Source organism: Pseudomonas costantinii, assembly GCF_001870435.1.
Lineage (GTDB): Bacteria > Pseudomonadota > Gammaproteobacteria > Pseudomonadales > Pseudomonadaceae > Aquipseudomonas > Aquipseudomonas costantinii.
Genome location: NZ_MDDR01000003.1, coordinates 134028 through 148294, shown reverse-complemented (window position 1 = coordinate 148294; position 14267 = coordinate 134028). Strand labels below are relative to the sequence as shown.

The following is a 14267-nucleotide window of genomic DNA, read 5'->3' as shown; positions in this document are numbered from 1 at the left end:
CGGAGCCTTGGTTTGGTTTTTGCATTTTCCTTGTATCAGCGTGTGCCTCAAGCCCGCGCCTTGCTCCAAAAGAGGTCCTGATGACCATCAGCGATGCACTGCACCGTTTGTTACTCGACAACCTGACCACCGCGACCATCCTGCTCAATGACGATCTGCGTCTTGAGTATATGAACCCGGCGGCGGAGATGCTCCTGGCCATCAGCGGCCAGCGCAGCCATGGGCAGTTCATCAGCGAATTGTTCACCGAGTCGGCCGAAGCCTTGAGCTCGCTGCGCCAGGCAGTGGAGCAGGCACATCCGTTCACCAAGCGCGAGGCGATGCTCACGGCCCTCACCGGCCAGACCCTGACCGTCGACTACGCCGTGACCCCAATCCTGAGCAACGGCGCCACCCTGCTGCTGCTCGAAGTGCACCCCCGCGACCGCCTGCTGCGCATCACCAAAGAAGAAGCGCAATTGTCCAAACAGGAAACCAGCAAGATGCTGGTGCGCGGGCTGGCCCACGAGATCAAAAACCCGCTCGGCGGGATTCGCGGCGCCGCGCAATTGCTCGCTCGAGAGCTGCCGGACGAGCACCTCAAGGACTACACCAACGTCATCATTGAAGAAGCCGACCGCCTGCGCAACCTGGTGGACCGTATGCTCGGCTCCAACAAGCTGCCGTCGCTGGCGATGACCAATGTGCACGAGGTACTTGAGCGCGTCTGCCAGTTGGTCGAGGCCGAAAGCCAAGGCTGCATCACCTTGGTGCGCGACTACGACCCAAGCATTCCCGACGTGTTGATCGACCGCGAGCAAATGATCCAGGCCGTGCTCAACATCGTGCGCAACGCCATGCAGGCCATCAGCAGCCAGAACGAGCTGCGCCTGGGGCGCATCAGCCTGCGCACCCGCGCCTTGCGCCAGTTCACCATCGGCCACGTGCGCCATCGCCTGGTGACCAAGGTCGAGATCATCGACAACGGCCCAGGCATTCCTGCGGAACTCCAGGAAACCATTTTCTTTCCCATGGTCAGCGGCCGTCCGGACGGTACCGGGCTGGGCCTGGCCATTACCCAGAACATCATCAGCCAGCACCAGGGTCTGATCGAATGTGAGAGCCATCCTGGCCACACCACCTTCTCGATCTTTCTGCCTCTGGAACAAGGAGCCCCATCGACATGAGCCGTAGTGAAACTGTCTGGATCGTCGATGACGACCGTTCTATCCGCTGGGTCCTCGAGAAAGCCTTGCAACAGGAAGGCATGACCACCCAGAGCTTCGACAGCGCCGACGGGGTGATGAGCCGCCTGGCTCGCCAGCAGCCGGACGTGATCATTTCCGACATCCGCATGCCCGGCGCCAGTGGCCTGGACTTGCTGGCGCGGATTCGCGAACAGCACCCACGCCTGCCGGTGATCATCATGACCGCGCACTCCGACCTGGACAGCGCTGTCGCGTCCTATCAGGGCGGCGCGTTTGAATACCTGCCCAAGCCGTTCGATGTGGACGAGGCGGTAGCGCTGGTCAAGCGCGCCAACCAGCACGCCCAGGAACAGCAAAGCCAGGAAGCCCCGCCGACGCTGACCCGGACCCCGGAAATCATCGGCGAAGCCCCGGCGATGCAGGAAGTGTTTCGCGCCATCGGACGCTTGAGCCACTCCAACATCACCGTGCTGATCAACGGCGAGTCGGGTACCGGTAAAGAGCTGGTAGCCCACGCCCTGCACCGTCACAGCCCACGGGCGGCCTCGCCGTTTATCGCACTGAACATGGCGGCGATTCCGAAGGACTTGATGGAGTCCGAGCTATTCGGCCATGAGAAAGGCGCGTTCACCGGTGCAGCCAACCTGCGTCGCGGTCGTTTTGAACAGGCGGACGGCGGCACGCTGTTCCTCGATGAGATCGGCGACATGCCGGCCGACACCCAAACCCGCTTGCTGCGCGTATTGGCGGACGGTGAGTTCTACCGCGTCGGCGGGCACACGCCGGTCAAGGTCGACGTGCGCATCATCGCCGCGACCCACCAGAACCTGGAAACCCTGGTGCACGCGGGCAAATTCCGTGAGGATTTGTTCCACCGCCTCAATGTGATCCGCATCCACATTCCACGCATGTCGGACCGCCGCGAAGACATTCCGACCCTCGCCCGCCACTTCCTCAGCCGCGCCGCCCAAGAGCTGGCGGTTGAGCCGAAGCTGCTGAAAAGCGAGACAGAGGAATACCTGAAGAACCTGCCGTGGCCGGGTAACGTGCGCCAGCTGGAGAACACCTGCCGCTGGATCACCGTGATGGCGTCCGGGCGCGAAGTGCATATCAGCGACCTGCCGCCGGAGCTGTTGAGCCTGCCGCAGGATTCGGCGCCGGTCACCAACTGGGAACAAGCGTTGCGCCAATGGGCCGACCAGGCCCTGGCACGCGGCCAATCGAACCTGCTGGACAGCGCCGTGCCGGCCTTCGAGCGGATCATGATCGAGACCGCCTTGAAGCACACAGCCGGCCGCCGTCGCGACGCCGCCGTGCTGCTGGGCTGGGGCCGCAATACCCTGACTCGCAAAATCAAGGAGCTGGGTATGAAGGTCGATGGTGGGGATGATGATGAGGGGGATGAGGGCTGATCACCGCCCGTGATCGTTCCCACGCTCTGCGTGGGAATGCCGCCCTGGACGCTCTGCGTCCGCTTTTAGAGTCATGACGCGGAGCGTCACAGGATGCATTCCCACGCGGAGCGTGGGAACGATCAAACCCGATCTTCGTGCACCGCTTCAATGCACCACGAACCGGCATCGCGCACGGATGCAATGCTTAAAATCTCGGCCACGCTGAGAAAAATCTGAAAACCAAAAACACCAAAGCCCCGTATTCCGGGGCTTTGCGCTTTCTGGGAATTTTTTTCGGTACAAATTGCAAGTTCTGGCACGCGCCCTGCAATAACCCTTGTACAACCCAGTTTCGGGGACCTTGGTACAGGCAGGCCGAGAATCCCCTCTTTACACCCGGAGTGCTTGATGCGAACCGCGTCGCGCTCCACACCGCTTTGGGGAACCTCGGTACAGGCAGGCCGGGGACTCCCTCTTTAACACCGAAGCCTTTAAAGCTTCACCCCGTTTTGGGAGCCCTGGTACAGGCAGGCCGGGAACTCCCTTCTTTACACCCGGGGCTTATGCGGCACGCCGCCCATAGCCCCAGCCCGTTTTGGGAACCTTGGTACAGGCAGGCCGGGGATTCCCTCTTTTATTGCTCTTGGAGACGGATCTCCAGCCGCCAGCGGCCATCGACCTTCTCCCCTTTCCAGTCCCCGCGCAACGGCCGAGCCGCCACCAGGTTCAGCAGCAACCCGCCGTCGGTCTTGCGCACGCGCCAGTTCACATCCTTGTCATTGACCTTGAGTTGCCCGCTGGCAGCCTTGCCTTGCGCGTCGAACAGCAGCGCCACGGTGCCGTCGATATGCTCACCGTGCAGCTTGGGTTCGCTGTTGAACCACACCATCATCCCATCCGTCGCCGTCTCTACCTGTTGCAGCTCAACCGGGTCCGGGGTGGTCAGGCGGCCGATCATCAAGCCGATCATCAGGCCGACAATCGCCAATGAGCCCATAACCCTCGGCAATAGCTTCGGCCTTGGGTCCTCTTCGGGGGTAGAATGCAGCGCATCTTTGCCTTCGGAGCCGTGCATGTTTCACGTCATCCTTTTTCAACCAGAAATTCCGCCGAATACCGGCAACGTTATCAGGCTGTGCGCCAACAGTGGCTGCCACCTGCATTTGATCGAGCCTCTGGGCTTCGACATGGACGACAAGCGCCTGCGCCGCGCCGGGCTGGACTACCACGAGTACGCCACCCTCAAGCGCCACGCCGACCTGGCCAGCTGCCTGGAAAGCCTGGGCCACCCACGCCTGTTCGCGTTCACCACCAAGGGCTCGCGGCCGTTTCATGATGCCAGCTTCGCCGAAGGCGACGCCTTCCTGTTCGGCCCGGAAAGCCGTGGCCTGCCGGCCGAAGTGCTCGACGCCCTGCCCGACGGCCATCGCCTGCGCTTGCCGATGCGCGAGGGTTGCCGCAGCTTGAATTTGTCCAACACCGTCGCCGTTGCCGTCTACGAAGGCTGGCGCCAGCTAGGCTTTAAATAACACCCTCTCACTCTGTAGGAGCCGGCTTGCCGGCGATAGCGACCTCGAACATTACATCGATTTCAAGGGCCTCATCGCCGGCAAGCCGGCTCCTACAAGGGCATAAAAAAAGCGCCGGTTATGGCGCTTTTTTTACATCGTCGGCTTACTGAACGGTCGACGAACCTTCCTGTTGCATGCGCTGCAGCTCTTGAGCGTACAGGGCATCGAAGTTCACCGGAGCCAGCATCAGCGCAGGGAACGAGCCACGGGTGACCAGGCTGTCCAGAGTCTCACGGGCATACGGGAACAGGATGTTCGGGCAGAACGCGCCCAGGGTGTGGCTCATGGACGCTTCGTCCAGGCCCTGGATCAGGAAGATACCGGCCTGTTGCACTTCAGCGATAAAGGCCACTTCGTCGCCGTTCTTGACGGTAACCGACAGGGTCAGCACGACCTCGTGGAAGTCACCTTCCAGGGCTTTTTGGCGGGTGTTCAGGTCCAGCGCAACGCTTGGAGTCCATTCCTGGCGGAAGATAGCCGGGCTTTTCGGCGCTTCGAACGACAGGTCACGCACGTAGATCCGCTGCAGCGAAAACTGTGGGCCTTGAGCTTCTGCTGCTTCGGTGTTCTGTTGGTCAGTCATCGCAGATCCTTCTTGATCTTGGGGTCTTTTAGGGTTTAGGAGTCAGACGAGCAGCAGCGCATCGAGTTTACCGGCGCGCTCCAGGGCAAACAGGTCATCGCAGCCACCGATGTGCTTGGCGCCGATCCAGATCTGCGGCACGGACGTGCGTCCCGCCTTCTGGGCCATTTCGGCGCGCACTTGAGGTTTGCCGTCGACCTTGATCTCTTCGAAGGCAACACCCTTTTTCTCCAGCAAGGCCTTGGCCCGCATGCAGTAAGGGCACCAATCGCTGGAATACACGACAACCTGGCTCATATCACTTCACCAGCGGCAGGTTATCGGCCTTCCAACTGCCGATACCGCCGGACAGTTTGGCGGCGGTGAAACCGGCCTTGAGCATTTCGCGGGCGTGGGTGCCGGCGTGCTGGCCTTGGGCGTCGACCAGGATGATGGTCTTGGCTTTGTGTTTTTCCAGCTCGGCCAGGCGTGCGATCAGCTTGTCCTGTGGAATGTTCAGGGCACCGACGATATGGCCGGCGGCAAAATCCTTGACCGGGCGAATATCAACGACAACGGCCTCATCCTTGTTGACCAGCGCGGTCAGCTCCGACGTGCTCAGGCTGCGGCCACCACGGCTCATTTCATGAGCGATCAGCAGCGCCAGCAGGATGACGAAGGCACCCGCGAGCAGATAGTGGGCAGTGGCAAATGCAATCAGGTGATCAACCATCAAGGAGGTTCCAGGGCGTTAAAATGGCGGTAAGTATACACAGCCGCCGGGGGCGGCCAACCCCCGTAAAGCGGTGACGTGGTCGGAACTTCGCTTTAAACTGCCACTCCCTTTTCAATTGTCTTCCTTATTAGCGCCGCGAGAGGATCTATGACTACTACGCCTAAACCTTTGGTCCTGATAATTCTCGATGGCTTCGGACACAGTGAAAGCCACCACGACAACGCCGTGTACTCGGCCAACAAGCCTGTACTGGACCGCCTGACCGCCACCGTGCCTAACGGTTTGATCTCCGGCTCCGGCATGGACGTCGGCCTGCCGGACGGCCAGATGGGCAACTCGGAAGTCGGCCACATGAATCTTGGCGCCGGACGAGTGGTCTATCAGGACTTCACCCGTGTCACCAAATCGATCCGTGACGGCGAGTTCTTCGAGAATCCGACCATTTGCGCGGCGGTAGATAAAGCAGTCGCCGCCGGCAAGGCCGTGCACTTCATGGGCCTGCTGTCCGATGGTGGTGTACACAGCCACCAGGACCACCTGGTCGCCATGGCCGAACTGGCCTTCAAGCGCGGCGCCGACAAGATCTACCTGCACGCCTTCCTCGACGGCCGCGACACCCCACCGAAAAGCGCGCAATCGTCCATCGAACTGCTCGACGCCACCTTCGCAGCCCTGGGCAAAGGCCGCATCGCCAGCCTGGTAGGCCGCTACTTCGCCATGGACCGTGACAACCGCTGGGACCGTGTGTCCCAGGCTTACAACCTGATCGTCAACGGCCAGGCCGAATTCAACGCCGCCACCGCCCAGGAAGGCCTCGAAGCCGCCTACGCCCGTGGCGAGAGCGATGAATTCGTCAAAGCCACCACCCTCGGCGAGCCGGTGAAAGTGGAAGACGGCGACGCCGTGGTGTTCATGAACTTCCGCGCCGACCGTGCCCGCGAGTTGAGCCATGTGTTCGTTGATGCCGGCTTCAAGGACTTCGAACGCGCACGCCAGCCGAAGGTCGAGTTCGTGATGCTCACCCAATACGCCGCCAACATCCCGGCCCCGTCGGCTTTCGCCCCGGGCAGCCTGGAAAACGTGCTGGGCGACTACTTGGCAAAAAACGGCAAGACCCAGCTGCGCATCGCCGAAACCGAGAAATATGCCCACGTCACCTTCTTCTTCTCCGGCGGGCGTGAAGAACCGTTCCCAGGGGAAGAGCGCATCCTCATCCCGTCGCCAAAAGTCGCCACCTACGACCTGCAGCCGGAAATGAGCGCGCCGGAAGTGACCGACAAGATCGTCGACGCCATCGACAATCAGCGTTATGACGTGATCGTGGTCAACTACGCCAACGGCGACATGGTCGGCCATAGCGGCAATCTGGAAGCGGCAATCAAGGCCGTGGAATGCTTGGACCTGTGCGTCGGCCGCATCGTCGACGCCCTGGAAAAAGTCGGCGGCGAAGCGCTGATCACCGCTGACCACGGCAACTGCGAGCAGATGTCCGACGAATCCACCGGCCAAGCCCACACGGCCCACACCACCGAGCCGGTGCCGTTCATCTATGTCGGCAAGCGCGACCTGAAAGTGCGTAAAGGTGGCGTGCTGGCGGATGTGGCGCCGACCATGCTGAAACTGATGGGCCTGGAGAAGCCGGCCGAGATGACTGGCACTTCGATTCTGGTGTAACCGCTGATCGTTCCCACGCTCTGCGTGGGAATGCCGCCGGGGACGCTCTGCGTCCCACTTGCAATACCAAGCCCGAATTCTGCGCATTGGTGACGCAGAGCGTCACGCGATGCATTCCCACGCAGAGCGTGGGAACGATCAATATGCCCACCACTCGGCACCTATCTTGCTCCTCCGCCCGAATTGGGCGTTTTTTTTGCCGCGCTTGGCGGGCATACTAGGCCGTCCCTTTCCCTGGTGTCGCCCGCCTCTATGCTTCGCGCCTTGATTACCCTCGCTCTTGTCTGCCTGCTCCAACCGGCTTTTGCCGATGAGCGCGCGCAAACCCAACAACAGTTGGACGCTACGCGTCAGGACATTACCGAGCTGAAAAAACTGCTCGGCAAGCTCCAGGAAGAGAAATCCGGGGTGCAGAAAGACCTGCGCGGCACGGAAACCGAGATGGGCAAGCTGGAGAAGCAGGTCCAGGAGCTGCAAAAAGAATTAAAGAAGAGCGAGTCGGAACTGGAGCGACTCGACGCTGAGAAAAAAAAACTCCAGAGCGCCCGCGTTGAACAGCAACGCCTGATCGCAATTCAGGCTCGCGCCGCCTACCAGAGCGGCCGCCAGGAATACCTCAAGCTGCTGCTCAACCAGCAGAACCCGGAAAAATTCGCCCGCACCCTCACCTACTACGACTACCTGAGCAAGGCACGCCTGGCGCAACTAAAGGGTTTTAACGAAACCCTGCGGCAACTGGCCAATGTCGAGCAAGAAATTGCCGACCAGCAGTCACAGTTGCTCGACCAGAAAAGCAACCTTGACGCCCAGCGCGACCAGTTGGACACGGTGCGTAAGGACCGCCAGTTGGCCCTGGCCAAGCTCAATAACGACGTGAAAGCCCGTGACGCCAAACTCCAGGCCCGCGAGCAGGACCAGGCCGACCTGGGCAAAGTCCTCAAAACCATCGAAGAAACCCTGGCCCGCCAGGCACGTGAGGCCGAAGAAGCGCGGCAAAAAGCGCTGGTCGCCCAGCAGGAAGCCGAAAAAAAGCGCCAGCGTGAGGCCGAACTGGCAGCCACCACCGACGCCCCGGCGCCCCGTAAACCGGCGCATGCAGCCCCTGGCCCACTGGTTTCCAGCAGTGGCGAGTCGTTCGGCGGCCCTTTTGCTTCAGCTCGCGGCAAACTTCCATGGCCAGTTGATGGTCGACTGCTGGCACGCTTTGGTGAAACCCGTGGCGATGACACCCGCGCCAAGTGGGATGGGGTGATGATCAGCGCCGCCGCCGGCAGCCAGGTCCACGCCGTTCACGGCGGGCGTGTGGTGTTTGCTGATTGGCTGCGCGGTGCCGGTTTGTTGGTGATTCTTGACCACGGTAATGGCTATTTGAGCCTTTACGGCCACAATCAGACTTTACTCAAGTCGGCAGGTGATGTTGTAAAAGCCGGTGAATCCATCTCCACTGTCGGTAACAGTGGTGGCCAGGACACTCCGGCGCTGTACTTCGCTATTCGTCAGCAGGGTCGCCCGAGCGATCCCGCACAATGGTGCCGTTCCCAAGGATAGGGTCGCATCTACATTAGGAGTTCGTTCGACATGCTGCATTTGTCCCGCCTCACTTCGCTGGCCCTGACGATCGCCCTGGTGATCGGCGCGCCTCTGGCTTTTGCCGACCAGGCCGCTGTGGCTGCACCCGCCGCCACGGCCGCGACCACCAAGGCGCCGCTGCCGCTGGACGAGCTGCGCACCTTTGCCGAGGTCATGGACAGGATCAAGGCTGCCTATGTCGAACCCGTAGACGACAAGACCCTGCTGGAAAATGCCATCAAGGGCATGCTCAGCAACCTCGACCCGCACTCCGCCTACCTGGGCCCGGAAGATTTTGCCGAACTGCAGGAAAGCACCAGCGGTGAGTTCGGTGGCCTGGGCATCGAAGTGGGCTCCGAAGACGGCCAGATCAAAGTAGTTTCGCCAATCGACGACACTCCGGCGTCCAAGGCCGGTATCCAGGCCGGCGACTTGATCGTGAAGATCAACGGCCAGCCGACCCGCGGCCAGACCATGACCGAAGCCGTCGACAAGATGCGCGGCAAGCTCGGCCAGAAAATCACCCTGACCCTGGTACGCGACGGCGGCACCCCGTTTGACGTGACCTTGGCGCGCGCGACCATCACTGTCAAAAGCGTGAAGAGCCAATTGCTTGAGTCAGGCTACGGCTACATCCGTATCACCCAGTTCCAGGTCAAGACCGGCGACGAAGTAGCCAAGGCCCTGGCCAAGCTGCGCAAAGACAACGGCAAGAAGCTCAACGGCATCGTGCTCGACCTGCGTAACAACCCAGGCGGCGTGCTGCAGGCGGCGGTGGAAGTGGTCGACCACTTCATCACCAAAGGCCTGATCGTCTACACCAAAGGCCGTATCGCCAACTCCGAGTTGCGCTTCTCGGCCACTGGCAATGACCTGAGCGAAGGCGTACCACTGGCCGTGCTGATCAACGGCGGCAGCGCCTCGGCGTCAGAAATCGTCGCCGGCGCCCTGCAAGACCAAAAACGTGGCGTGCTGATGGGTACCACCAGCTTCGGCAAAGGCTCGGTGCAAACCGTGTTGCCGCTGAACAACGACCGCGCGTTGAAGATCACCACGGCGCTCTACTACACGCCAAACGGTCGCTCGATCCAGGCCCAGGGCATCGTCCCGGACATCGAAGTGCGCAAGGCCAAGATCACCAACGAGGCCGACAGCGAGTACTACAAGGAAGCTGACCTGCAAGGTCACTTGGGCAATGGCAACGGCGGCGCCGACCAGCCGTCCGGCAGCAGCACCAAAGCCAAGCCGATGCCGCAGGACGATGACTACCAACTGGCCCAGGCGCTGAGCCTGCTCAAAGGCCTGAGCATCACCCGCAGCCGTTGATATGCGTTTTGCACTGATCATCGCTGCGCTGCTCAGCCTGGCAGGGGTCGCCCAAGCGGCCCCTGCCGATGAGCCTCACAAAGCCTACCTGACCCTCATCATCGACGACCTGGGGCAAAACCTGCCCAGGGACCGTCGTGTGCTGGCCCTGCCTGGGCCGGTGACCACGGCAATCATGCCCGACACGCCCCACGCCGCCGAATTCGCGCGTGAAGCGCACAAGGCCGGCAAAATCGTCATCCTGCACATGCCCATGGACCCGGCCACTGGCCCCTTCGCCTGGCACCCCGACCTGCCTATCGAAGAACTCGGCAAACGCTTGGACGCCGCCTTCAAGGCTGTGCCCTACACCGCAGGCATCAACAACCACATGGGCAGCCGCATGACCGCGCAACCGGCGGCGATGGCCTGGTTGATGGCTGAACTGCAACGGCGTAACAAGTTCTTTGTCGACAGCCGCACCAGCGCGCAAACCGTCGCGGCCGCCGAGGCGCAGAAGATTGGTTTGGCCCATGTCTCGCGGGATGTGTTCCTCGATGACGAACGCACTGAAGGTGCAATTACCACGCAGCTGCAAACCGCAATCAAGCTGGCCCATAAACAAGGCTCGGTGGTGATGATCGGCCACCCTTACCCGCAAACCCTGGCGGTGCTTGAGCGCGAACTGCCCAAGCTCAAGGCCCAGGGCATCGACTGGATTGATATCAAGTTGATGATCAGCGTGCGCAGTAACCAGGCGATGGCTGGACATGGGAAAAACGGCACGTATTTCCCGGTGCCTAGATAAATACCCTTCTCGGCACGCACGTTCCTGAATAGTTGGCCCTTACGGTTCACCCATTCAGGACTCGCTTTGCCATGGAATCAATCCGCTATTCAAACCTACTGATCAACTTCACCACCGAGTTCAGCCCGCTCTGGAACGACAAAGGCGCGGGCAGTGAAAACCCGGTCAGTTTCTGGCGCCCCGTCCCGTCCTCAGACTTTCTCAATGACTTTTTCCCCCTCGGGGACTTGGTGGTTGGCGGCTACGACAACGTCAACAAACACCGTATTGTCGCTGTTGTCAGCGAAACACACGTTGTCGGGCTGCAAAGGGCTCTCAGTGCGCCCGTTGAATACGACCTTGTGTGGAAAGACTCAGGCTCAAACGCCTATGCCGACGGCTCCATATGGCGCCCTATTCCGCCCCAAGGGTACGTCGCGCTTGGTCTGGTGTGCGGCATCGGTCATGACAAGCCGTCGCGCAATGCCATCCGCTGTGTCAGAGCTGACTTGGTCATCGCTTCCTACATCAGCGATCTGGTCTGGAACGACAAAGGCAGCGGTGCCCTCAAGGACTTCAGCGCCTGGAACATTGCCCCGCCAGGCGCCGCTTCAGGGGAAGCGTATTTTTCGGCAGGTACGTTTGTGGGTGCCGACAGTTACACCAAGCCCACAACCCATATTGCCGCTTACTCATTGCGCATGCAGATACAACAGACTGTCAGCAACGCACCACCCGCCCCCGCACTCCCTGGCTATCGGCAACCCTCGCCGTTCGAGGCCGCCCACCTCACACACACCTGCGAGATTGCCTGGTTTACGGTAAAAGACCCTAATTTGCACCCGATCGAACAGTTGCGCACATCGCCCACCTATCGGTTGGAGCGCTCGGACCGGTACGTGTTGGTCGGGTTCGGGCATAACCAGACTTCGGTTAACCAGACCTTTAAATGGACTGCCACCCGAGGAGAAAACGGCGCAAATTCGACGACCCTCACCAACACCACCGCGATCGAAGTCGGCGGAGAATGGCAGTTTTCACTGTTAGGCTCCTCGATAAAATTCTCAGCCAAGTTGAGCAAGAGCCTGACGCATACCGAAACGTCGTCGAATGGATGGACCACGTCAACCGCGTTCGAAATTGCCGCCGCAGTCCCGGCAAACAAAGCTGTGGCGGTTTACCTGATCCAGAGTGACTACCGACTGCTGCGACACAACGGTACTCAGGTCGCTTCTGACGTCAGCTACACCGACGGCGACAGTGTGTACTGGAGCGAATACCCACCCACCCGCGAGTGCACGGTCACCTGTACACCCTTGCCCGACCAGGCTTTACGTGGCGCAAGTAAAACGCCAACACAGGCCCCACGCCCACCCGCTATATAACTACCGCTCTGCGCCAGACGAACTACTCGATAGTTGATGCTCCAATCAACTGGAGAGCCCTCCATGAAGCCTCTGCAATTCAACGACCTGCTCATCAGCTTTACCAGCGAGTTTCTACCTCTGTGGAACGACAAGGGGTCCGGCGCGCACAAAGCCGTCGGCCTCTGGAGGCCGAGCACTGCATCCGATGAACTGAGCCCGTTTTACTCCTTGGGTGATATTGCGGTGGATCACTATCGCAATATCAACCATGACAAGATCGTCGCAGTCGTCAGCGACACGAATAAGGTCAATGGCACGGCCCTGCGTCCGCCGGTCGATTACCACTTGGTGTGGCAGGATGAAGGAACGGGCGCGCGAAGCAACGCGTCCATCTGGCGCCCGATACCGCCAGAAGGCTATGTGGCGATGGGGCTGGTGTACGGCATGAACTACGACAAACCCTCGCGCCATGCTGTGCGCTGTGTACGAGAAGACCTGGTGGTGACGGCTCAAGCGGGCGAACTGATCTGGAACGATAAAGGTAGCGGCTCCGCCAACGATTTGAGCGCCTGGTCGATTACCCCTCCCGATGCATCAGTTGGCGAACTCTACCTGGCCCCCGGCACGTTCATCGGCAGTGACAGCTACGCCAAGCCAAGCCTTGCGGTCTATTCGCTACGCCTGACGCTGTCAGCGCAATTCAGCGACCTGCCACCACCGCCCGCCCTCACCGGGCATGAAAGCCCAACCCTTGATGAAACCACCCCCACGATCCAGGTGTGCGAACTGCCGTGGTTCTGTGTAAAAGACCCGGAACTGACTGCGATCGAACAGTTTCAGTCTTCGCCCACTTATCGGCTGGAGCGCATGGATCGTCACCTTTTCACAGGCTTCGGGCATAACACCGAAGCGACCAGTCAGCCGTTCATGTGGACCGCCACTAAAGGCGAAATAGGAGGACATGCCAAAGCTCTGGCAGCTAATACCAGCATCGACCTGTGCAACGAGTGGCCTGTGAGCGAACACGCCTTCGCGTTGAATTTTTCGGCGCACTTGGGTCGTGACTTCACACACACCCAACGCTCGGCGAAAGGCTGGAGCCATTCCTCGCCGCTGGAAATCATCACTTACGTTCCGCCGAAGAAAGCCGTTGCGGCTTACCTTCTGCAAAGTGAATACCGCCTGTTGCGCCAGGACGGCAGCCAAGTGTCAGGCGCCGTCTGCTACAACAATGGCGATCACGTTTATATGAGCGAGTCTCCAAACGCTGAGCCACTAGCCGATGAGGCGCATCAACCGGTAGAACGCCCTCAAGCAGAGCCTGAGCTAGAGGTAACGAGCCATGATTTGATCGACAACACCCTCACCCCGTAACTGATCGAGTGCCGCCTGAAGCTTGGTCACCACTTCATCCGGCACGTCTTTGTTCAGGGCCAGGTACAACTGGGCACTGTTGAAACGCAGGACCGTCTTGAGCTGGGTCACGCCGACTTGGCGTGCCAGATAGCGGCCCGCCGGATCACCGGTCGCCCACAAATCTATCTGGCCATCCACCAGCTTTTGCGCATTGTCCTGGTCACGTAGCGCAATGACCGGGTTGAGGCCCTGCTTCTCGAGGGTCTCGGCAATGGCATCGCCCTTATAGGCGCCGATCTTGTAGCGGCGGGCGTGCTCGAGGTCGTCCAGTTGAATCTTGCTGTCGGCCTTGGCCAGCATCACCCAATCGTCCGGACCGATGGGGCCGACCCATTTGAACAACGCTTCGCGATCCGGTAAACGCGCCATCACGAACACACCATAGCCAGGTTTTTCCAGGGCGAGTTTGTAGATTCGTTCCCAAGGAAAACGCAGGGTCAGGTTGTAGGAAACACCGGCACGCTTGAAGGTCTCGCGCACGATGTCCACGGCGATGCCTTCGATGTTCTCGTCCTTAGCGAAGTTCTTGCCGTTTTTCGCCATGTTGTAGGGCGGGAAGTTTTCCGTCAGCAACACAAGGGAGGCTTCGGACGGTTCTTCGGCGTGGGCAGTACCGACCATAAGCACGGAGGCACTGGCGAGGGCGAGCAACAAGGTCTTGAACATGAAGGCTACCGGAATCCATGGCAAGCGCAGAGA

The 14267-nt window shown here is 60.4% G+C and carries 15 protein-coding genes; 9 read left to right on the top strand and 6 right to left on the bottom strand.

All coding sequences use genetic code 11. The features are described 5' to 3' along the window. The first annotated feature begins 80 nt into the window (after nucleotides 1-80). Together glnL and ntrC are read left to right on the top strand one after the other, a co-directional pair. Nucleotides 81-1166, top strand: a complete 1086-nt coding sequence (gene glnL, locus BFL40_RS00775; protein ID WP_024072896.1) for a nitrogen regulation protein NR(II) — start codon at nucleotides 81-83, stop codon at nucleotides 1164-1166. Continuing rightward, a complete protein-coding gene (gene ntrC, locus BFL40_RS00770) occupies nucleotides 1163-2599 on the top strand; it encodes a nitrogen regulation protein NR(I) (RefSeq protein WP_071482613.1) in 1437 nt (478 codons plus the stop codon). The genes glnL and ntrC overlap by 4 nt, the downstream gene beginning before the upstream one ends. 122 nt (nucleotides 2600-2721) lie before the next feature. Here ntrC and BFL40_RS33995 read toward each other — a convergent pair whose 3' ends face one another. Together BFL40_RS33995 and BFL40_RS00765 are read right to left on the bottom strand one after the other, a co-directional pair. Next, entirely contained in the window at nucleotides 2722-2901 is a 180-nt protein-coding gene (locus BFL40_RS33995; protein ID WP_176999959.1) for a hypothetical protein, read from the bottom strand. A 314-nt stretch (nucleotides 2902-3215) separates the two neighbouring features. Continuing rightward, nucleotides 3216-3656, bottom strand: a complete 441-nt coding sequence (locus BFL40_RS00765; RefSeq protein WP_071482612.1) for a hypothetical protein — start codon at nucleotides 3654-3656, stop codon at nucleotides 3216-3218. On the opposite strand from BFL40_RS00765, the gene BFL40_RS00760 reads away from it, so the two are divergent. After that, entirely contained in the window at nucleotides 3655-4110 is a 456-nt protein-coding gene (locus tag BFL40_RS00760) for a tRNA (cytidine(34)-2'-O)-methyltransferase (protein ID WP_003171120.1), read from the top strand. The two genes, BFL40_RS00765 and BFL40_RS00760, sit on opposite strands and share 2 nt — an antisense overlap. 145 nt (nucleotides 4111-4255) lie before the next feature. Here the strand turns inward: BFL40_RS00760 and secB are convergent, their stop codons facing one another. Genes secB through BFL40_RS00745 form a run of 3 tightly spaced genes read right to left on the bottom strand, consistent with a single transcriptional unit; the run spans nucleotide 4256 to nucleotide 5447 of the window. Then, nucleotides 4256-4735: a protein-export chaperone SecB gene (gene secB, locus BFL40_RS00755; RefSeq protein WP_071482611.1), complete on the bottom strand. Its 480-nt coding sequence runs from the start codon at nucleotides 4733-4735 to the stop codon at nucleotides 4256-4258. 42 nt (nucleotides 4736-4777) lie between these two features. Next, nucleotides 4778-5032, bottom strand: coding sequence for a glutaredoxin 3 (grxC, locus tag BFL40_RS00750; protein ID WP_010213876.1), 255 nt, complete (start codon nucleotides 5030-5032; stop codon nucleotides 4778-4780). Nucleotide 5033: 1 nt separating this feature from the next. Continuing rightward, nucleotides 5034-5447, bottom strand: coding sequence for a rhodanese-like domain-containing protein (locus BFL40_RS00745; RefSeq protein WP_071482610.1), 414 nt, complete (start codon nucleotides 5445-5447; stop codon nucleotides 5034-5036). Nucleotides 5448-5597: 150 nt separating this feature from the next. On the opposite strand from BFL40_RS00745, the gene gpmI reads away from it, so the two are divergent. The 6 genes from gpmI to BFL40_RS00715 all read left to right on the top strand — a co-directional run bounded on the left by gpmI (nucleotide 5598) and on the right by BFL40_RS00715 (nucleotide 13526). Beyond that, on the top strand, nucleotides 5598-7124 hold the full coding sequence (gpmI, locus tag BFL40_RS00740; RefSeq protein WP_071482609.1) for a 2,3-bisphosphoglycerate-independent phosphoglycerate mutase: 1527 nt from the start codon (nucleotides 5598-5600) through the stop codon (nucleotides 7122-7124). Between the two features lie 252 nt (nucleotides 7125-7376). Beyond that, a complete protein-coding gene (locus BFL40_RS00735; protein ID WP_071482608.1) occupies nucleotides 7377-8672 on the top strand; it encodes a murein hydrolase activator EnvC family protein in 1296 nt (431 codons plus the stop codon). 30 nt (nucleotides 8673-8702) lie between these two features. After that, complete coding sequence (locus BFL40_RS00730) at nucleotides 8703-10019, top strand: S41 family peptidase (protein WP_071482607.1); 1317 nt, start codon at nucleotides 8703-8705, stop codon at nucleotides 10017-10019. Between the two features lies 1 nt (nucleotide 10020). Continuing rightward, the gene (locus BFL40_RS00725) at nucleotides 10021-10806 is read left to right on the top strand and encodes a divergent polysaccharide deacetylase family protein (protein ID WP_071482606.1); all 786 of its coding nucleotides are present in this window, start codon (nucleotides 10021-10023) and stop codon (nucleotides 10804-10806) included. 32 nt (nucleotides 10807-10838) lie between these two features. Next, nucleotides 10839-12170: a Vps62-related protein gene (locus BFL40_RS00720; RefSeq protein WP_256254330.1), complete on the top strand. Its 1332-nt coding sequence runs from the start codon at nucleotides 10839-10841 to the stop codon at nucleotides 12168-12170. A 63-nt stretch (nucleotides 12171-12233) separates the two neighbouring features. Next, nucleotides 12234-13526 (top strand): Vps62-related protein, encoded by a 1293-nt coding sequence (locus tag BFL40_RS00715; RefSeq protein ID WP_071482604.1) that lies wholly within the window; start codon nucleotides 12234-12236, stop codon nucleotides 13524-13526. On the opposite strand, the gene BFL40_RS00710 is transcribed toward BFL40_RS00715, so the two are convergent. Continuing rightward, nucleotides 13479-14234, bottom strand: a complete 756-nt coding sequence (locus BFL40_RS00710) for a substrate-binding periplasmic protein (protein ID WP_071482603.1) — start codon at nucleotides 14232-14234, stop codon at nucleotides 13479-13481. The two genes, BFL40_RS00715 and BFL40_RS00710, sit on opposite strands and share 48 nt — an antisense overlap. Nucleotides 14235-14267 lie beyond the last annotated feature (33 nt).

Excerpts from the sequence above, each read along its gene's own strand:
- glnL (WP_024072896.1), top strand. The coding sequence starts at position 81 with ATGACCATCAGCGATGCACTGCACCGTTTGTTACTCGACAACCTGACC.
- ntrC (WP_071482613.1), top strand. The coding sequence starts at position 1,163 with ATGAGCCGTAGTGAAACTGTCTGGATCGTCGATGACGACCGTTCTATC.
- BFL40_RS00760 (WP_003171120.1), top strand. The coding sequence starts at position 3,655 with ATGTTTCACGTCATCCTTTTTCAACCAGAAATTCCGCCGAATACCGGC.
- BFL40_RS00765 (WP_071482612.1), bottom strand. The coding sequence starts at position 3,656 with ATGCACGGCTCCGAAGGCAAAGATGCGCTGCATTCTACCCCCGAAGAG.
- secB (WP_071482611.1), bottom strand. The coding sequence starts at position 4,735 with ATGACTGACCAACAGAACACCGAAGCAGCAGAAGCTCAAGGCCCACAG.
- grxC (WP_010213876.1), bottom strand. The coding sequence starts at position 5,032 with ATGAGCCAGGTTGTCGTGTATTCCAGCGATTGGTGCCCTTACTGCATG.
- BFL40_RS00745 (WP_071482610.1), bottom strand. The coding sequence starts at position 5,447 with ATGGTTGATCACCTGATTGCATTTGCCACTGCCCACTATCTGCTCGCG.
- gpmI (WP_071482609.1), top strand. The coding sequence starts at position 5,598 with ATGACTACTACGCCTAAACCTTTGGTCCTGATAATTCTCGATGGCTTC.
- BFL40_RS00735 (WP_071482608.1), top strand. The coding sequence starts at position 7,377 with ATGCTTCGCGCCTTGATTACCCTCGCTCTTGTCTGCCTGCTCCAACCG.
- BFL40_RS00730 (WP_071482607.1), top strand. The coding sequence starts at position 8,703 with ATGCTGCATTTGTCCCGCCTCACTTCGCTGGCCCTGACGATCGCCCTG.
- BFL40_RS00725 (WP_071482606.1), top strand. The coding sequence starts at position 10,021 with ATGCGTTTTGCACTGATCATCGCTGCGCTGCTCAGCCTGGCAGGGGTC.
- BFL40_RS00715 (WP_071482604.1), top strand. The coding sequence starts at position 12,234 with ATGAAGCCTCTGCAATTCAACGACCTGCTCATCAGCTTTACCAGCGAG.
- BFL40_RS00710 (WP_071482603.1), bottom strand. The coding sequence starts at position 14,234 with ATGTTCAAGACCTTGTTGCTCGCCCTCGCCAGTGCCTCCGTGCTTATG.